This window comes from Ensifer sp., from assembly GCF_035999185.1.
Taxonomy (GTDB): Bacteria; Pseudomonadota; Alphaproteobacteria; order Rhizobiales; family Rhizobiaceae; genus Ensifer.
The window spans coordinates 1-17,805 of record NZ_DASYHB010000166.1; the positions used below are offsets into that span (position 1 = coordinate 1).

A 17,805-nucleotide genomic window follows, 5' to 3' on the forward strand; every position below is an offset into this window, starting at 1 on the left:
CGGATCGCAAATCACCCACGGAATGCCGAAGAGAGCTTTCAGGATTTTCGATGAAACAAGAGCGCCGAAATCCTGAAAACTAACGGCAGCACCGTGCGCCGCCCCGTCACCGGGTTGCCGAAGGTGTTTCGGAAGCTCCAGCAGATCGTCGGAGGACCCATGCTGTCACACTTTAAAGACCCATCATTGTTTCGCCAGGCAGCCCTCGTCGGAGGCGAGTGGATCGAGGCGGACGCGGCGAACGCGATCGAGGTGAACAACCCGGCGACCGGCGAGATTATCGGCCGCGTGCCGAAGCTCGGTGCCAAGGAAACCAAGGCGGCGATCGAGGCCGCGCGCCTTGCCCAGAAGGGTTGGGCCGCCCGCACCGCCAAGGACCGCGCCGGCGTGCTTCGCAAGTGGTTCGACCTGATGATCGAGAACAAGGACGATCTCGGCCGCATCCTGACGCTGGAGCAGGGCAAGCCGCTGGCGGAAGCCACCGGCGAAATCGTCTATGGCGCAAGCTTCGTCGAATGGTTTGCCGAAGAGGCGCGTCGTCTCTACGGCGACCTGATCCCCGGCCATCAGCCCGACAAGCGCATCCTTGTGATGAAGCAGCCGATCGGTGTCGTCGCGGCGATCACGCCGTGGAACTTTCCGAACGCGATGATCACCCGCAAGGCCGGTCCGGCATTCGCCGCCGGCTGCGCCATGGTACTGAAGCCCGCGGCCCAGACGCCGTTCTCGGCGATCGCCATCGCCATCCTCGCCGAGCGCGCCGGCCTGCCGAAGGGCCTCTTCAGCGTCATCACCGGCTCGGCCCGCGAGATCGGCGCCGAGATGACCTCGAACCCTGTCGTGCGCAAGCTCACGTTCACCGGCTCGACCGAGGTCGGCGCCGAGCTCTATCACCAGAGTGCTGCCACCATCAAGAAGCTCGGTCTTGAGCTTGGCGGCAATGCACCGTTCATCGTCTTCGACGATGCCGATCTCGATGCCGCTGTCGAAGGCGCGCTGATCGCCAAGTTCCGCAACAACGGCCAGACCTGCGTGTGCGCCAACCGCATCTACGTGCAGGACAAGGTCTATGACGCCTTCGCCGACAAACTCGCCAAGGCTGTCGCCAAGCTGAAGATCGGCAACGGCGTCGACGAGGGCGTCATTCTCGGCCCGCTGATCGACAAGGCTGCGCTGGAGAAGGCGGAAGAGCACATTGCCGATGCCACCTCCAAGGGCGCGCGCGTGATCCAGGGCGGCAAGCGCCATGCGCTTGGCGGCACCTTCTACGAGGCGACGGTTCTTGCCGACGTTACCCAGGCGATGGCTGTGGCACGCGAAGAGACCTTCGGCCCGGTGGCGCCGCTGTTCCGCTTCACGGATGAAGCGGATGTGATCGCACAGGCCAACGACACCGAATTCGGCCTGGCCTCCTATTTCTACGCCAAGGAGCTTGCGCGGGTGTTCCGGGTGGCCGAGGCGCTGGAATACGGCATGGTCGGCGTCAACACCGGTCTGATCTCGACGGCGGAAGCACCGTTCGGCGGCGTCAAGCTCTCCGGTCTCGGCCGCGAAGGCTCGCGCTACGGCATCGAGGAGTTCACCGAGATCAAATACGTCTGCCTCGGCGGCGTAGCGTAAAACAGGCGAAAAACCAACGTGCAACAAACCGGCCACCATTTTGGCCGGTTTTCTTTTGCCGGCAAGGCGTTAGTCTTCGAGGCCGAATCTGTCGATAGCGCGAGATCGACCCTCGCCCTGGCCTCTCCCCGTATACGAGAGGCGCCAACAGGCGGATGAGGGCCGTGGCTTGATCCGCTGTGCTTTTTAAGGAGAGTAACCATGCCGGCACCGAACAATCCCTTCAAGGCGGCGCTCCGCGAAAACCGCTTCCAGCTCGGGCTCTGGGTGGCGCTGGCCAGCCCCTATGCGGCGGAGGTTGTGTCGGGCAGCGGATACGACTGGCTCTTGATTGATGGCGAGCATGCGCCGAACGATATCCCGCTGCTGTCGGCGCAGTTTCGGGCCGTTTCGGGGTCTGCCAGCCACCCGATGGTTCGATTGCCGGTCGGCGATACCGTGTTGATCAAGCAGATCCTCGACACCGGCGTGCAAACCCTGCTGATCCCGATGGTCGAAAGTGCGGCGCAGGCTCAGCAGCTGGTGCGTGCCACCCGATATCCGCCGCATGGGATCCGTGGCGTCGGAGCCGCCCTTGGTCGCGCTTCGCAGTTTGGCCGCATCAGCGACTATCTCCAGACCGCCAATGATGAAATCTGCCTCATCCTGCAGATCGAGAGCCGGGCCGGTCTTGCCGCCATCGATGAGATTGCAGCGCTCGATGGCGTCGACGGTCTGTTCATCGGCCCGTCCGATCTCGCCGCCGACATGGGCTATCTTGGCCAGCCCGGTCACCCGGACGTGCGTGCAGCGATTGCGAACGCTTTCGAACGCATCGGCAAGGCAGGCAAGGCGAAAGGGATCATGACGCTCGATCTGGAGCAGGCGCGCGACTACCGTGACATGGGCGCCGACTTCATGGCGATTGGCACGGATGTCACGTCGCTCGTGCGTGCAACGACGGCGCTGCGCCAGGCGTTTCATGGGGAGTCCGTACCGGCAGCAAAGAAGCAGGAATCCGGCTACTGATCCGCGATTGCCGAGAGCTCGGGCATGCGTGTGTTCGGGCTCCAGCGCCGGAAATCGGCGATCCTCCGCTCCACCTTTTCGCGGTGATGGTTGGCAATATCGCTGAGGCGGTGGTTGAGGAACGGGTTCCTGAAGCGCTCCAGCGTGGCGGGGACATAGTCTAGCGCTTCGCTTTCCAGGCCTTTTGCAGCGAATGCGGGGATTACTTCCGATTTATAGATATGGTCCAGCCGCGCTGCGATGGCGGTGTCGGCGAGGATTTCCCGTACGGTTTCGTTCGGGTCGCGACCTTCCCTGAGCCAAAGGTCGGCCAGAACGGTGTGCCCGAGATTGAGGATGTGAACTTTCAGCTTCTCGTAGGGCGTGAGATCATCCACGAGTCTGACACACGGATGGGAGCAGGGCGGACGAAGGCCGGGTTGGTTTTCAATTGCCCAGAGCGCATAGGGCTCGGCAATCGCGCCGGCGGGCTCCAGAGGCTCGGAGACGATGCGATCGACCAACGTATTGGCCCAGACCACATCCTTGCCGAGCCATTTCGTGAAAGCGGCGTCGTTGACCCGCGCGACGGCGAGCTCAAGCATCAGTGCTTTCAACACATCGCCGTTGCGTGACACCAGCTCGCAGGGAAGGATCGTCAGCGCCCGCCCGCCCGCGTCGAAGCGTGACTTCAGAAGCTGGAGCAGCTTGCCGGGAAAGGAACAAGGAATTTCTGTTGCCCGGTCGTCGTCGCCGACGCGATAGCCGGTATCGCCCGTGTTGGAAATCAGGATCCCGGCTTGCTCGGCGACAATCTCCCGCACTTCGCTCCAGTGTTCGGAAGTCGATAGCGCCCGGGCCACGCTGGTCACCTGTTGCGTCGTGTCTATCCGCTCCCCGCCTTGTATGCCGCGGATGATGACAGGGAAGCCTTCGGGTCGAGCCAGGGCCGCAAGCCGTCCGGAGCGCTCGCTGGACCCGGTCGTCTGGACCACCGTAATCCGCCCAGGAGCCTCTCCCTTCTGCAACGCCTCGCTGACGAAGAGGTCGGCATGGGCCTGAAGGAAACGGCTCGTTCCGAATTGCACGATCGGCGTCGGCATGGGTGCTCCGATAGCTGGCTATGGAATGGATTGCAGCAGAGTCTCGCGCGCGGACTGCAGGTGGCGCCGGCAGGCCTGTTCGGCTTTTGCCGGATCATGCGAACGCAAGGCCTCGATATAGGCGAGATGTTCCTCGAGCGCGCGGGCATTGCGCTGGCGCGCATTCGTCTTGTTCCACTGGTAGTGATAGTGGAAGACGATTGCGATGATATCGTAGAAATCGACGATGAAACGGTTGCTTGAGGCCTTGTGGACCAGCAGATGGAACTGTTCGTCGAGCTCGGAGAACTCCCGGTAGCGCTTGTCGATATCCGCCAGAATTGCGCGATGCAGGGCTTCGATCTTTGTCAGTTCCTCCCAGGCCGGGTGATCGTCGGGCAGCGAGACGAAGCGCGCCGCCGAGCGAAGCTCGAACATTTCGCGCACCTCGGTCAGCTCCAAGGCGAATTCGCGCGTGAACCCTTTGAGGACCCAATGGCTGTTTGGCCGCTTCTCGATCAGCCCGAAACGGCTGAAGCGGATCAGAAATTCGCGCACGCTGGTCGTGCCGGTGCCGATCTCGCGCGCCAGCTCGAGCTCGTTGATCTGCATACCCGGTTCAGCACCGCCGGCCAGAATTCGCCGCATGAAGCTGCGCTCGATGATGTCGGCGAGTGAATCGGTCTCTTCCGTCGGGAAATAGTCGTCCGGGCGCGGCTGCCGCAGCACGTTCTTCTTGCGCTTGTCCCAGGCGATCAGCTGCAGTTCCTCGAAGCGGCTGAGGATCGCCCTGACCGTCGTTCGGCTGACGCCCAGCACCTGTCCGAGCTCCGGTTCGGAAGGCAACGAGGATGTATCCGCCAGCAGTTTCAGGCAGCGGTTATAGGCATCCTTAAAGACGGTGTTCTGTTTTGCCATGGCGACGTCCGGCTGGTTCAAATTTCACTGCGGTTATGCACAGGCTCCTCTATCCCGTCGCTCCGGATTTGTCTGCGCCTGTCGTCAACATCTGTTCCTCCCGTTTGTCGCGACCGCCTTGACGGCCTTGGATCGGATCTTTCGCCATAATAACGATTGACGGCAATCTGTCTATTGTAGATAAAAGACAGAAATATTGACCCGATCATTCAGGGAGGAAACCGGGTGTCTGCGCCGTCCACGATCCTGCTCGCACCGGATGACAACGTCGTCGTGGCGACCATGTCGATCGCCGCTGGTGACGTTCTGCCTAACAATGTGCAGGCGAAAGCCAAGGTCGATGCCGGCCACAAGATTGCGATCCGCCCCATCCGCGCCGGCGAACCGGTGGTCAAATATGCCCAGGCGATCGGCCGCGCGACGGCCGATATCGCTGCGGGCGAACATGTACATTCCCACAATCTCGCCTTCGACCGGGATCGCCTGGCGGTCAGTCCGCCGGGGATACCGGAAGCCGCAAGCGACGAGGACATGGCCCGCACGTTCCAGGGGTATCGGCGCGGCGACGGGCGTGCGGCGACGCGAAACTACATCGGCATCATTGCCAGCGTGAACTGTTCCACCACGGTCTGTCGCGCCATCGCCGAGGAGGCGAACCGGCGCATCCTGCCGAAATACGAAGGCATCGACGGTTTCGTGCCGATCGTGCACGACCAGGGCTGCGGCATGTCGTCTACCGGTGACGGCATGGCCAACCTGCACCGCACGCTCGCCGGCTACGCCCGCCACGTCAATTTCGGCGGCGCGCTGATGGTGGGGCTCGGCTGTGAGGTCAACCAGTTGACCCTCTATGGCCAGAGCGGCGCAGGTGCGGAGAAACGCCATTTCAATATTCAGGAGGCCGGCGGATCGCGTCGCTCGGTCGAAAAGGCTCTCGGCATTCTCGACGAAATCGCGGCCGAAGTCGGCAAGGAGCGCCGTGTTCCCATCTCGGTGCGTGAAATCATCGTTGGCCTGCAATGCGGGGGATCGGATGGCCTTTCCGGCATCACCGCCAACCCGGCACTCGGCGCTGCCGTCGATATCCTCGCTGCCGCCGGCGGCACCGCTATCCTTTCCGAGACCTCGGAAATCTACGGCGCCGAGCACCTGTTGCGCAGCCGGGCCGTCAATGAGGCCGTTGCGGTGAAGCTCGACGGGTTGATCGCCTGGTGGGAGAACTACGCGGCGATGCACGGCGCCTCGCTCGACAACAATCCTTCGCCGGGCAACAAGCGTGGCGGCCTGACGACGATCCTCGAAAAATCGCTGGGTGCCGTCGCCAAGGGCGGTCGCTCGCCGCTCAACGCCGTCTATCGCTACTCTGAGCGGGTGACCGAGCACGGGCTCGTCTTCATGGATACGCCGGGCTACGACCCCGTGTCGGCCACGGGCCAGGTCGCCGGCGGCGCCAATGTCATTGCCTTTACCACCGGGCGCGGTAGTTGCTTTGGCTGTCGGCCGGCGCCGTCGATCAAGCTCACCAGCAACACGGCACTGTTCAAGGCGATGGAAGAGGACATGGACATCGATTGCGGCGTGATCGCTTCGGGAGAGGCGAGCATCGCCGGGCTCGGCCGGGAGATTTTCGATCTGATCGTCGATACGGCATCCGGCCGCAAGACCAAGAGCGAACTCTTCGGCTACGGCGATAACGAGTTCGTGCCCTGGCACCTGGGGGCAACGCTTTAGACACGCGACGACTTGGCATCCTTGGAGGGAGGAGAACAGGGAATGCAGACGAGACGGATCGGCCGAACCGGACTGTCGGTGACCGAATACAGCTTCGGTGCCGCCGGTCTCGGCGGGCTCTACCGCGAATGCACGCGCGATGCCGCGATGGCGACACTCGATGCGGCCTGGCAGTCGGGCATGCGCTACTTCGACGTCGCGCCCTATTATGGCCTCGGACTTGGCGAGCGCCGTGTCGGCGATTTCCTGCGTGACAAGCCACGCGAAGAATTCGTGCTCTCGACCAAGGTCGGGCGGCTCCTGCATCAGGTGCCGGACGACAAGGTACCGGACTATTCCTATGTGAAGCCGCTCAGTTTCGATGTCACCTATGACTACAGCTACGACGGCATCATGCGCTCGGTCGAGTTCAGCTACGCCCGGCTCGGGCTCAACCGCATCGACATTCTCTATGTGCACGACATTGGCGTCTATACCCACGGTGCTGCCCGCAATGCCGTCTATCTCGGGCAATTGCTGGATGGCGGCCTCAAGGCGCTGGAGGAGCTGAAATCGTCCGGGACGATTGCTGCTTACGGCTTGGGCGTGAACGAAGTGCCGGTTTGCCTGGAGATCCTGCGCCGCGCCGATCTCGACTGCATCCTGCTTGCTGGCCGCTACTCGCTGCTCGATCGTTCGGCCGTTGCCGAGCTTTTGCCGCTTTGCGAGAAAAAGCAGACCTCTCTCGTTGTCGGCGGCGTTTTCAATTCCGGGATTCTGGCGACCGGCCCCGTGGAAGGCGCCCATTTCGACTATATGCCCGCGACGGCAGAGGTCAGACAGAAGGTCGGCGCGATGGAAGAGGTCGCCCGCGCCATGAATGTGCCGCTCGCGGCCCCTGCAATGCAGTTTCCGCTCTCCAGCCCGACGGTTGCCTCCGTGCTTCTCGGCACCGCCAAACCGGAGAGCCTGAAGCGCAATATGGCGCTCGTCGAGCACCGGTTCTCCGCTGACGATCTGGCGGCATTTGATCCGTTTACGCTGGTCGCGCCGGAGCTCGGAGACGACCCGGTTCGGGTCTGATCGGCGGCGGCATGCCGCCGCCTGAAATGCTTCCGGGGCGGCTTGCCAAGCCGGAAATGTCGTATTAGCATTCCAATATGTTTTTTATCGATAAAAGGTCGATTGGCCGGCACCTGCGATCGATCTCCAAGAAGTGGAACACGGTGCACAAAGAGGAGAAACCTGGGATGAGCATTCTGAAAAGCAGCCTTACCCGCCGTGCCTTCACAGCCCTTGCGAGCGCCGCAATGATCGCCGGCATGACGCCGGTCGCATCCTTTGCGCAGGACGTGACGATCCCGATCATCGTCAAGGACACCACCTCCTTCTACTGGCAGATCGTGCTTGCCGGCGCGCGCGCCGCCGGCAAGGATCTTGGTGTCAGTGTACCGGAACTCGGCGCTCAGTCTGAGTCCGACATCAACGGCCAGATCAGCATTCTCGAGAACGCCGTCGCCGGCAAACCGGCCGCCGTCGTGATCTCGCCGACGGAGTTCAAGGCGCTCGGCAAGCCGATCGACGAGGCTGCCAAGGCTGTTCCGATCATCGGCATCGACTCTGGCGCCGACTCTAAGGCCTTCTCCTCGTTCCTGACCACCGACAACGTCCAGGGCGGCCGTATCGCCGCTGACGGTCTTGCTGCGGCCGTGAAGGAAATGAGCGGCAAGGAAGAGGGCGAAATCGCCATCATCACCAGCCTTCCGGGTGTCGGCTCGCTCGACCAGCGCCGTGACGGCTTCCTCGATCAGGTCAAGACCAAGTACCCGGGCTTCAAGGTCGTTGTCGACAAATATGCCGACGGACAGGCGACCACCGGTCTCAACATCATGACCGACCTGATCACCGCCAACCCCAATCTCGTCGGCGTCTTCGCGTCCAACCTGATCATGGCGCAAGGCGTGGGCCAGGCGATCGCCGAGAACAAGCTCGGCGACAAGATCAAGGTCATCGGCTTTGACAGCGACGACAAGACCGTCGGGTTCCTCAAGGAAGGCGTCCTGGCGGGCCTGGTCGTTCAGGATCCTTACCGGATGGGCTATGATGGCGTGAAGACCGCACTGGCCGTCTCCAAGGGCGAAAAGGTCGAGGCGAATGTCGATACCGGCGCCAATCTGGTGACCAAGGCCAATATGGCCGAGCCGAAGATTGACGCTCTCTTGAACCCGAAGGTCAAGTGAAGACGACCGCGGTGGGCCACAAGCCCGCCGCACCCGCTTGCGGCCGGAACGAGGACCGGTCGCAAGCGATCTCTGCCATGGGAGGAATGCGCAGATGACCGACTTGCAAGACGCGCGCGACGTCAGGACCGAGGGGCTGCAGGTGGCAACGCGCCATCCCGTTCCGAAGGGCGAGCCGATCCTGGAACTGCGCGCCCTGCAGAAGAAATATGGCACGGTGGAAGCCCTGAAGCCGGCCTCGCTGACCTTCCTGTCCGGCGAGATCCACGCCATCGTCGGCGAGAACGGTGCCGGCAAGTCAACCCTCATCAAGTTGCTGACCGGCGTCATCAAGCGCACATCCGGCGAAATCTTCTGGTGCGGCAAGCCCGTGCAACTCGGCACGCCGCATGAGGCGATCGAACGCGGCATCAACGCCGTGCACCAGGAGGTCGTGCTCTGCGCGCATCTGTCGGTGGCCGCCAACATGTTTCTCGGCGACGAGATCAATCGCAACGGCGTGATGCGCAAGCGCGCCATGACCGACGCGGCGCAGCGCGTGCTCGATGACCTTGGCTTCAACCTGCCGGCGGGGGCCGTGCTTGGAAGCCTCACCATCGGCCAGCAGCAACTCGTCGCCACGGCGCGTGCAGCCATGCGCGGCACCCAGTTCCTGATCTTCGACGAGCCGACGGCCTATCTGACCCGTCAGGAATCGGCGCAGCTCTTCCGTCTCATTCGTCGGCTTCAGGCCGAAGGCGTCACCATCGTCTACATCAGCCATCGCATGGAAGAGGTGTTCGAGCTTGCCGACCGCGTCTCCGTCCTGCGTGACGGGACCCATGTCGGCACCCGAAAGATCGGTGAGACAAACGAGGCGGAACTGATCGCCCTGATGATCAACCGCACCATCGAGCAGATCTATCACAAGGAGCACTTTCCGGCCGGCGCCGTCATTGTCGAGACGCGAAACTTGAGCGGCCCCGGGTTCAAGGATGTCTCGCTGACAGTCCGTGCCGGCGAGATCGTCGGCCTCTACGGGTTGATCGGAGCGGGCCGCAGCGAGTTCGCCCTCGGCCTCTACGGTCGGCATCGGCCAACAGCGGGCGAGATCTACTGGCAGGGGCGCAAGGTCGACATCGCCAGCGAACGCGTCGCCATGGACCTCGGCATCGCGCTGGCGCCGGAAAGCCGGCGCGACCAGGGCCTTTGCCTCAACCTGCCGATCGGCCTCAACATCAACCTGCCGGTTTTCAACCGGCTGACGCGCGGGCTGACGATCAACGGCCAGCAGGAGCGGGAGAATGCCGACCGCCAGATCCGTGACCTGAAGATCAAGACGCCGTCGCGCCGGGTGCTGGCATCGGCCATGTCCGGTGGCAACCAGCAGAAGATCGTCATCGGCAAATGGCTGAGCCATGGCGCCAAGCTGTTCATTTTCGACGAGCCGACCGTTGGCGTCGATGTCGGCACCAAGGCGGAAATCTACCGCCTGTTCGCGCGGCTCCTGGAGAAGGGAGCGGGCATCATCCTGATTTCCTCCTATCTGCCGGAGGTCTACGAATTGTCCGATCGGTTGCATGTCTTCCGGCGCGGGCAGCTGGTTGCCAGCCATGACTATCGCGCCGCCAGCCATGAGGAAGTGCTGACGCAGGCGATCGGTGTCTGAACGCTAAGGGCGGGATGAGGAAGAGTGGAGCGGTCTTCCGCCCACATACCGGTTGAAGAAAATTCGAGGGATGCAGGGAGGAAGGCGATGAGTGCGGAAACGGTAGAGAGCGGTGCGGGTGCTGCGCCAAGGAAAGGTGTCAGTATCCTGTTTGGCCTCACGCTTCTGGGGCTGCTCCTGTTCCTCTGGCTGCTGCTGGGTTTTGCCACAAACAGCTTCTGGACACCCAACAACATCAGCAACCTTCTGCGCCAGGGGGCGATGACGGCAATCCTTGCGGTCGGCCAGACCTTCGTCATCATCACCGCCGGCATCGATCTTTCGGTCGGCGCCGTGGTGGGCTTCACGAGCGTCATCGTCGCCTGGCTGCTTGCCGCGGGCGTACCGCTCTGGGCCGCCATCCTCCTCACGCTCGCCTTCGGCGTGCTGATCGGTGCCTTCCACGCCTTCGGCATCGTGCGCATGGGGCTGCCGCCATTCATTATCACGCTGGCGACGCTTACGTCGCTGCGCGGCATCGGCCTGTTGATCACCAACGGCTCGACAATCTCGATCACCAACGAGGCCTTCACCAACTTCTCGCGCGCGGATTTCCTCGGCGTGCCCAGCCTGTTTTGGATGGTGATCGTGGTGGCGGTTCCGGCCTACATCTTCCTGCACCTAAGCCGCTTCGGCCGCTATCTCTTCGCCGTCGGCTCCAACAGCGAGGCGGCGCGACTGTCGGGCGTCAACGTCCACCGCACCATCTATCTGGCCTATATCCTTTCCTCGACCTGCGCCGCGTTCGTCGGCCTGCTGCTTGCCTCGCGCATCGGCATCGGCAATGCGACACAGGCGGAAGGGTGGGAGCTGCAGGCGATCGCCTCCTCGGTCATCGGCGGTACCAGCCTGTTCGGTGCCGTCGGCTCGGTGCACGGGCCGCTGCTCGGGGCCTTCATCCTTGCGACGATCAACAACGGCGCCAATCTGCTGAACGTCAACTCGTTCTGGCAACGCATCATCACCGGGGCGCTGATCATCGTCATCGTCTATTTCGACCAACTGCGGCGTCGCAGCGCCCGTTAGGCGCTGCAACCGTCATTAAAGAGAATTGCCATGAAAGCCGTGCTCTGCCCCGAACCCGGTCGGCTGGAGATTGTCGATCGCGCCCCACCGGGTGAAATACCCGACGGCTGGGTGCGCCTCGCCGTCAGCCACGTCGGCATTTGCGGTACCGACTACCATATCTTTGCCGGCAAGCATCCGTTCCTGGACTACCCCCGTGTGATGGGGCACGAGATCTCGGCGACGGTCGTCGCCGGCGGCCGTGGGACGACGATCGCCGCGGGGACGCGGGTCGTGGTCAATCCCTATCTCTCCTGTGGCGGTTGTGTTGCCTGCCGACAGGGAAAGCCGAACTGCTGCACCGCGATCAAGGTTCTCGGCGTTCACACGGATGGCGCCTTCTGCGAGGAAATCGTCGTGCCGGAGGGAAATCTTTATCCGGCGCATGACCTGTCGCCGGAGGCCGCGGCAACCGTCGAGTTCCTCGCCATCGGCGCCCATTCGGTGCGGCGCGCTTGCGTTACGTCGGGCGCGCGCGCCCTGATTATCGGCGCAGGGCCGATCGGTCTCGGCACGGCGCTCTTTTCGCGCATCGCCGGCCACCATGTGGTGCTCGCCGATACCAGCGCGGAGCGGCTGGCCTTTGCGGCCGACAGGCTCGGGTTTGCGCATGGCATCGTTGCGGACGCTGACATCGCGGCACGCGTCGCCGAAGCGACTGATGGTGACGGCTTTGATGTCGTCTTTGATGCCACCGGTCACGGGGGTTCGATGCAAGCGGCCTTCGCCTATGTCGCCCATGGCGGCACGCTGGTCTTCGTCAGTGTCGTCAAGGACGAGATCCGTTTTTCGGACCCCGAATTCCACAAGCGCGAGATGACCTTGATCGGCAGCCGCAATGCGACGCGCCAGGATTTCGACCACGTCGTTGCTTCCATCGCGTCCGGCCTTGTGCCGGTGGAAGCGCTGATCACCCACCGCACGACCGTTGACGGCGTCGTTCACGATTTGCCGCGATGGGCTGAGCAGAAGACGGGTCTGGTCAAGGCGATCGTCAAGGTCGCGGCCGCATGATCGCAGTCTTTGCTGCATCGCCGCAGAGGCGGATGCTTCCTCTCGCTCGCCGGCGTCGCCAGTTTACTGGAGAAAAACCCCCAGCGGGCTCCCGCCGCTTGAAAATAGCGGAATCGCGCCAGTTTCGGGCAAGCTCGTTTGCAAATCGTCAGGAATCCGGGCTCATGCTCAGCCAAGGCCTTGCATCGAAGTGAAACGGGTATATTTGTTGCGATGCACAAAAAACATGGTAGTCTGGCAACGATTGCGGACACCAAGACAAACAATCGCAAGCTTGCGTCCGACTGGGGGCGGCGTTGTCGTTGATTGAACCAAGGGGTACGCTTCCCATGTTCTACCAGCTCTACGAACTGAACCATGCAATGATGGCACCGTGGCGCACGGCTGCCGATGCCATGCGGCTTGCCTTCAGCAATCCGATGAATCCCGTCTCGCATACCTACTTCGGTCGTGCCGCCGCCGCAGGGCTCGAGGTTTTCGAGCGCTCGACCCGGCGCTACGGCAAGCCGGAGTTCGGGCTTCCCGAAACGGTGATCGACGGGCAGCCGGTGGCGGTCCAGGAGCGGATCGTCTGGCGCGAGCCGTTCTGCAATCTCATCCATTTCGAGCGCGCGCTGCCCAAGGGCCGCGCTGCCGATCAAAAGGTTCTGGTCGTGGCGCCGATGTCGGGCCATTACGCGACCCTGTTGCGCGGTACCGTCGAGGCGCTGCTGCCGCATTCCGATGTCTACATCACCGACTGGATCGATGCGCGCGTGGTGCCGCTCAGCGAAGGCACCTTCGACCTCGACGACTATATCGACTACGTCATCCAGATGCTGCATTTCCTCGGGCCCGACACCCACGTGATCGCCGTCTGTCAGCCGGCGGTGCCGGTGTTGGCCGCAGTCGCCTTGATGGAAGCAGCTGATGATCCACTGTCGCCGGCGACGATGACGCTGATGGGCGGGCCGATCGACACCCGCATCAACCCGACCGGCGTCAACCAGCTGGCCGAAGAGCGGCCGATCGAATGGTTCCGCGACAACGTCATCATGCCGGTGCCGTGGCCGCAGCCAGGCTTCATGCGCATGGTCTATCCGGGCTTCCTGCAGCTCTCCGGCTTCATGTCGATGAACCTCGACCGACACCTGATCGCCCACAAGGAGTTCTTTGCCCATCTGGTGAAGAACGACGGCGACGCTGCCGAGAAGCATCGCGACTTCTACGACGAATATCTCGCCGTCATGGACCTGACGGCGGAGTTCTACCTGCAGACCGTGCAGGTGGTCTTCATGCAGCACGCACTGCCGAAGGGCGAGATGATGCATCGCGGCCGCCGCGTCGATACCACCGCGATCAAGAAGGTTGCGCTTCTGACGGTCGAGGGTGAAAACGACGATATCTCCGGTGTCGGCCAGACGAAGGCGGCGCAGACGATCTGCACCAACATTCCTGATCATATGCGCCTGCACTACATGCAGCCGGATGTCGGCCACTACGGCGTGTTCAACGGGTCGCGCTTCCGCCGCGAAATTGCGCCGCGGATCGTTGCCTTCCAGCGCGAGCATGCGCGCCACGCCAAGCCCGTCAAGCAGATCATCAAGGGCGGCAAGACGGCTTGACCTGCGCTGATCGGGTCGTTTTGACCGCGTAGAGTCAAGGGTTTGTCCGATTCCGGGGGAGGGCGTCTTGCGCAGCCTAGCGCGCCTTCCCACATCGTTTTCATCGGGTCGCATGGGCGACCCGGATGATTGCGAGGAATCCTGAAGATGAACCAATCTGCAATGATCCGTCCGGATTGGACGCCCGCGACCATCGCCCTGATGGTGCTTGGCTTCGTGGTCTTCTGGCCGCTTGGCCTGGCCATGCTCGCCTACATCCTGTTCGGTGAAAAGCTGAAGACTTTCAAGAAAGACGCCAACGATACGGTCGATGGCATGTGCTCCGCGTTCAAGCGTGGTGGACGTCGCCCCAACTGGACGCACCGCACCGGCAACGTCGCCTTTGACGACTGGCGCGAAGCCGAGCTCACCCGCCTTGATGAGGAGCGTCGCAAGCTCGATGAAATGCGCGAGGAATTCGACACCTATGTGCGCGAGCTTCGCCGCGCCAAGGACCAGGAAGAGTTTGACCGCTTCATGCGCGACCGCAAGAACGGCGGCTCTGGCCCGATTGTCGAAGCCCACTGATTTTAAGAAAATGCGTCCGGCGTTTCACATGAAACGCCGGATTATCTTTTTCGCGCCTTAACAGCGCCGCTTGTCTCATCAGACGCGCGAAGGTCGCTGTAGAACTTTGGATTTCTGCATGTTTTTGTCCTTTGGTCGGCCACGATAAAGGAAACATGCAATAGGCGCTGTAGGCGAAGGCCCAGCGAATCGGTTAGAAAGCCTGCATGTTCCCTTCCTTCAAGCGGCGCATTCAACCTGCTCCACCCGCCACGACGCGGCAGATCGAGGTCGCCGGCAAGTCCCTGCCGCTGACGATCAAGCAGAACGCGCGCGCGACCCGCATGACGCTGCGCATCGAGCCGGGCGGCCGCGCGTTGAAAATGACGATTCCTCAAGGGTTGCCCGAGCGCGAGGTGAACGCCTTTCTCAACCGCCATCAGGGATGGTTGATGACGAAGCTTGCTCGCTTCTCCGGCGAAAGCCAGATCGAGGAGGGCGGCTCCATCCTGATCCGCGGCGTTTCCCACCGCATCGAGCGCACCGGCAAGATCCGCGGGTTGACGGAAACGCTGGTGATCGATGATGAGCCGGTGCTGCGTGTCAGCGGTGGCGAGGAGCATCTGAACCGCCGCATCGTCGATTTCTTGAAGAAGGAAGCGCGCCAGGATCTCGATCGGCTGGTGGCGATCTATACCGGCCGGATCGGCCGGCGCGCGAAGTCGATGTCGCTGAAGGATACGCGCAGCCGGTGGGGATCCTGCTCGGCAGACGGCGCGCTCAGTTTTTCCTGGCGCATCGTCATGGCGCCGCCCAAGGTCATTGCCTATCTGGCGGCGCACGAAGTGGCACATCTCAAGGAGATGAACCACAGCCCTGACTTCTGGGCGCTGTGCGAAAGGCTTTGCCCGGATACGAACGACGCGAAACGCTGGCTGCGCCGCAATGGCACCATGCTGCACGCGATCGATTTCGACTGATCAGCCGGGCTGATCGCGCACCAGCCTGCGAAGGCATCGCTCCGTCAGCGCGCACGCATGGCGTCGCGGATCTTCTCGTCGGTCTTGTATTGGCTGAGCGCATAGACTGACCAGATCGCCGCCGGCACCCAGCCGATCAGGGTCAGCTGCAGGATCAGGCAGATCAGGCCGGCAAAGGGGCGGCCGATGGTGAAAAACTGCAGCCAGGGCAGGATAAGCGCGAGCAAAAGGCGCATCTCAGTCTCCGTTGTGGTAAAATGCATATGGTGAAAGCCGGCCGGGGCGACAAGGGGCGTCGTCCGCTCCAGCGCTTCGCCCACAGGCTCGTTGAGGGCTAGGCCGGCAAGCGTTGCGCCACTTGCAGAGCGCTTCGGCGCACCGCATCTAAGGGCGTTGGCAGTCGTGTTCGACGTCGGTTTTTGGCTCGACTCCCGTGACATTTCATGCAAGGTCGCTTCTCATGAAAACCGAAGTGAAGATATGCGGGCTGAAGACCGCGGAAGCGTTGGAGCGCGCCGTCGCGCTCGGCGCATCGCATACCGGCTTCATCTTTTTTCCGAAAAGCCCGAGGAACATCGAGCCCGATGATGCCGGCCGGATCGCCGACCGCATCCGCGGTCAGGCAAAGATCGTCGCGGTCACGGTCAATGCCGACAATGACGAGCTTGATGAAATCGTCTCGGCGCTCAACCCGGATATCCTGCAGTTGCACGGCGGCGAAAGCCCGGAGCGCCTGTTGACCGTCAAGGCCATGTACGGTCTTCCGGTCATGAAGGTCTTTTCGGTCCGGGAGGCCTCGGATCTCGACAAGATCGACGCCTATATCGGCATCGCCGATCGCTTCCTGTTCGACGCCAAGGCGCCGGTGGGATCGGATTTGCCCGGTGGCAACGGCGTTTCCTTTGACTGGAAGCTGCTCGATGCGCTTGACGGAAGCGTCGATTACATGCTTTCCGGTGGTCTCAACGCCGACAACATCGGCGAGGCCATGGCGCAGACCCGCGCCCGCGCCATCGATATCTCCTCCGGCGTCGAGAGCGCGCCGGGCGTCAAGGATCTGAAGCTCATGGAATCGTTTTTCAATGCCGTTCGCCAGGCAGAGGCGGGCATGCCACGGTCAGGGAGCAGGACGTGAACCAGGCGCCAAAGTTGAATTCCTTCCGGGGCGGCCCGGATGAAGACGGTCGTTTCGGCATCTTCGGCGGCCGCTTCGTCGCCGAAACCCTGATGCCCTTGATCCTCGACCTGCAGAACGAGTGGGACAACGCGAAAAACGACCCGGCCTTCAAGGCGGAACTGGAACACCTCGGCGCCCATTACATCGGCCGGCCGAGCCCGCTCTATTTCGCCGAACGGCTGACGGCCGAACTCGGCGGCGCCAAGATCTACTTCAAGCGCGAAGAGCTGAACCACACCGGTTCGCACAAGATCAACAATTGCATTGGCCAGATCCTGCTCGCCAAGCGCATGGGCAAGACCCGCATCATCGCCGAGACCGGTGCCGGCCAGCACGGCGTGGCTTCGGCAACGGTCGCCGCCCGCTTCGGCCTGCCCTGCGTCGTCTACATGGGCGCGACCGACGTCGAGCGCCAGGCGCCGAACGTCTTCCGCATGAAGCTGCTCGGTGCCGAGGTGAAGCCGGTAACGGCCGGGAGCGGCACGCTCAAGGACGCCATGAACGAGGCGCTGCGCGACTGGGTCACCAATGTCGACAACACCTATTACCTGATCGGCACGGCTGCCGGCCCGCATCCCTATCCGGAGATGGTCCGCGATTTCCAGGCCGTCATCGGCCAGGAAGCCAAGGAACAGATGCTGGCCGCCGAAGGCCGGCTGCCGGATCTCGTCATTGCCGCCGTCGGCGGTGGCTCCAACGCGATCGGCATCTTCCATCCGTTCCTCGACGACGAGAGCGTCAAGATCGTCGGCGTCGAAGCAGGCGGCAAGGGTATCGAGGGCGACGAGCATTGTGCCTCGATCACCGCTGGTTCGCCCGGCGTGCTTCACGGCAACCGCACCTATCTGCTGCAGGACGGCGACGGCCAGATCAAGGAAGGCCATTCGATTTCGGCCGGTCTCGACTATCCCGGCATCGGCCCGGAGCATGCCTGGCTGAACGATGTCGGCCGCGTCGAATACGTGCCGATCATGGACCACGAAGCGCTCGAAGCGTTCCAGACGCTGACCCGCCTCGAAGGCATCATTCCGGCGCTCGAGCCGTCGCATGCGCTCGCCGAAGTCATCAAGCGTGCGCCGAAGATGGGCAAGGACGAGATCATCCTGATGAATCTCTCCGGTCGCGGCGACAAGGACATCTTCACCGTCGGCAAGCTACTGGGAATGGGGCAGTAA

16 protein-coding genes are annotated in these 17,805 nt (G+C 62.6%); 13 read left to right on the top strand and 3 right to left on the bottom strand.

Going from position 1 to position 17,805, the window contains the following annotated elements:
• Nucleotides 1-159: 159 nt before the first annotated feature.
• Entirely contained in the window at nt 160-1,620 is a 1,461-nt protein-coding gene (gene gabD, locus VGO04_RS20825; RefSeq protein WP_327497857.1) for an NADP-dependent succinate-semialdehyde dehydrogenase, read from the top strand.
• A gap of 201 nt (nt 1,621-1,821) precedes the next feature.
• Nucleotides 1,822-2,628: a 4-hydroxy-2-oxoheptanedioate aldolase gene (hpaI, locus tag VGO04_RS20830; RefSeq protein WP_327497858.1), complete on the top strand. Its 807-nt coding sequence runs from the start codon at nt 1,822-1,824 to the stop codon at nt 2,626-2,628.
• Here the strand turns inward: hpaI and VGO04_RS20835 are convergent.
• Together VGO04_RS20835 and VGO04_RS20840 are read right to left on the bottom strand one after the other, a co-directional pair.
• Nucleotides 2,622-3,710 (bottom strand): mannitol dehydrogenase family protein, encoded by a 1,089-nt coding sequence (locus tag VGO04_RS20835; protein ID WP_327497859.1) that lies wholly within the window; start codon nt 3,708-3,710, stop codon nt 2,622-2,624. The genes hpaI and VGO04_RS20835 overlap by 7 nt on opposite strands.
• Before the next feature lie 18 nt (nt 3,711-3,728).
• A complete protein-coding gene (locus VGO04_RS20840) occupies nt 3,729-4,607 on the bottom strand; it encodes a GntR family transcriptional regulator (RefSeq protein ID WP_327497860.1) in 879 nt (292 codons plus the stop codon).
• Nucleotides 4,608-4,832: 225 nt separating this feature from the next.
• On the opposite strand from VGO04_RS20840, the gene VGO04_RS20845 reads away from it, so the two are divergent.
• The 9 genes from VGO04_RS20845 to VGO04_RS20885 all read left to right on the top strand — a co-directional run bounded on the left by VGO04_RS20845 (nt 4,833) and on the right by VGO04_RS20885 (nt 15,453).
• Complete coding sequence (locus VGO04_RS20845; RefSeq protein WP_327497861.1) at nt 4,833-6,338, top strand: altronate dehydratase family protein; 1,506 nt, start codon at nt 4,833-4,835, stop codon at nt 6,336-6,338.
• Nucleotides 6,339-6,380: 42 nt separating this feature from the next.
• A complete protein-coding gene (locus VGO04_RS20850) occupies nt 6,381-7,400 on the top strand; it encodes an aldo/keto reductase (RefSeq protein ID WP_327497862.1) in 1,020 nt (339 codons plus the stop codon).
• Nucleotides 7,401-7,567: 167 nt separating this feature from the next.
• Nucleotides 7,568-8,557, top strand: coding sequence for an ABC transporter substrate-binding protein (locus VGO04_RS20855; protein WP_327497863.1), 990 nt, complete (start codon nt 7,568-7,570; stop codon nt 8,555-8,557).
• A gap of 94 nt (nt 8,558-8,651) precedes the next feature.
• Nucleotides 8,652-10,205: a sugar ABC transporter ATP-binding protein gene (locus VGO04_RS20860; RefSeq protein ID WP_327497864.1), complete on the top strand. Its 1,554-nt coding sequence runs from the start codon at nt 8,652-8,654 to the stop codon at nt 10,203-10,205.
• 87 nt (nt 10,206-10,292) lie between these two features.
• The gene (locus VGO04_RS20865; RefSeq protein ID WP_327497865.1) at nt 10,293-11,270 is read left to right on the top strand and encodes an ABC transporter permease; all 978 of its coding nucleotides are present in this window, start codon (nt 10,293-10,295) and stop codon (nt 11,268-11,270) included.
• Between the two features lie 30 nt (nt 11,271-11,300).
• Complete coding sequence (locus tag VGO04_RS20870; protein ID WP_327497866.1) at nt 11,301-12,323, top strand: zinc-binding alcohol dehydrogenase family protein; 1,023 nt, start codon at nt 11,301-11,303, stop codon at nt 12,321-12,323.
• Between the two features lie 329 nt (nt 12,324-12,652).
• Complete coding sequence (gene phaZ / locus VGO04_RS20875) at nt 12,653-13,927, top strand: polyhydroxyalkanoate depolymerase (protein WP_327497867.1); 1,275 nt, start codon at nt 12,653-12,655, stop codon at nt 13,925-13,927.
• Between the two features lie 147 nt (nt 13,928-14,074).
• On the top strand, nt 14,075-14,494 hold the full coding sequence (locus tag VGO04_RS20880; protein WP_327497868.1) for a DUF2852 domain-containing protein: 420 nt from the start codon (nt 14,075-14,077) through the stop codon (nt 14,492-14,494).
• A gap of 206 nt (nt 14,495-14,700) precedes the next feature.
• The gene (locus VGO04_RS20885) at nt 14,701-15,453 is read left to right on the top strand and encodes a M48 family metallopeptidase (protein WP_327497869.1); all 753 of its coding nucleotides are present in this window, start codon (nt 14,701-14,703) and stop codon (nt 15,451-15,453) included.
• Nucleotides 15,454-15,497: 44 nt separating this feature from the next.
• Here VGO04_RS20885 and VGO04_RS20890 read toward each other — a convergent pair whose 3' ends face one another.
• The gene (locus VGO04_RS20890) at nt 15,498-15,689 is read right to left on the bottom strand and encodes a YqaE/Pmp3 family membrane protein (RefSeq protein ID WP_327497870.1); all 192 of its coding nucleotides are present in this window, start codon (nt 15,687-15,689) and stop codon (nt 15,498-15,500) included.
• Between the two features lie 224 nt (nt 15,690-15,913).
• On the opposite strand from VGO04_RS20890, the gene VGO04_RS20895 reads away from it, so the two are divergent.
• A complete protein-coding gene (locus tag VGO04_RS20895; RefSeq protein WP_327497871.1) occupies nt 15,914-16,588 on the top strand; it encodes a phosphoribosylanthranilate isomerase in 675 nt (224 codons plus the stop codon).
• Entirely contained in the window at nt 16,585-17,805 is a 1,221-nt protein-coding gene (trpB, locus tag VGO04_RS20900; RefSeq protein WP_034801666.1) for a tryptophan synthase subunit beta, read from the top strand. Before VGO04_RS20895 ends, trpB begins: the two co-directional genes overlap by 4 nt.

Coding starts and splice junctions, on each gene's coding strand:
- gabD (WP_327497857.1), top strand. CDS start 160: ATGCTGTCACACTTTAAAGACCCATCATTGTTTCGCCAGGCAGCCCTC.
- hpaI (WP_327497858.1), top strand. CDS start 1,822: ATGCCGGCACCGAACAATCCCTTCAAGGCGGCGCTCCGCGAAAACCGC.
- VGO04_RS20835 (WP_327497859.1), bottom strand. CDS start 3,710: ATGCCGACGCCGATCGTGCAATTCGGAACGAGCCGTTTCCTTCAGGCC.
- VGO04_RS20840 (WP_327497860.1), bottom strand. CDS start 4,607: ATGGCAAAACAGAACACCGTCTTTAAGGATGCCTATAACCGCTGCCTG.
- VGO04_RS20850 (WP_327497862.1), top strand. CDS start 6,381: ATGCAGACGAGACGGATCGGCCGAACCGGACTGTCGGTGACCGAATAC.
- VGO04_RS20855 (WP_327497863.1), top strand. CDS start 7,568: ATGAGCATTCTGAAAAGCAGCCTTACCCGCCGTGCCTTCACAGCCCTT.
- VGO04_RS20860 (WP_327497864.1), top strand. CDS start 8,652: ATGACCGACTTGCAAGACGCGCGCGACGTCAGGACCGAGGGGCTGCAG.
- VGO04_RS20865 (WP_327497865.1), top strand. CDS start 10,293: ATGAGTGCGGAAACGGTAGAGAGCGGTGCGGGTGCTGCGCCAAGGAAA.
- VGO04_RS20870 (WP_327497866.1), top strand. CDS start 11,301: ATGAAAGCCGTGCTCTGCCCCGAACCCGGTCGGCTGGAGATTGTCGAT.
- phaZ (WP_327497867.1), top strand. CDS start 12,653: ATGTTCTACCAGCTCTACGAACTGAACCATGCAATGATGGCACCGTGG.
- VGO04_RS20880 (WP_327497868.1), top strand. CDS start 14,075: ATGAACCAATCTGCAATGATCCGTCCGGATTGGACGCCCGCGACCATC.
- VGO04_RS20885 (WP_327497869.1), top strand. CDS start 14,701: ATGTTCCCTTCCTTCAAGCGGCGCATTCAACCTGCTCCACCCGCCACG.
- VGO04_RS20890 (WP_327497870.1), bottom strand. CDS start 15,689: ATGCGCCTTTTGCTCGCGCTTATCCTGCCCTGGCTGCAGTTTTTCACC.
- VGO04_RS20895 (WP_327497871.1), top strand. CDS start 15,914: ATGAAAACCGAAGTGAAGATATGCGGGCTGAAGACCGCGGAAGCGTTG.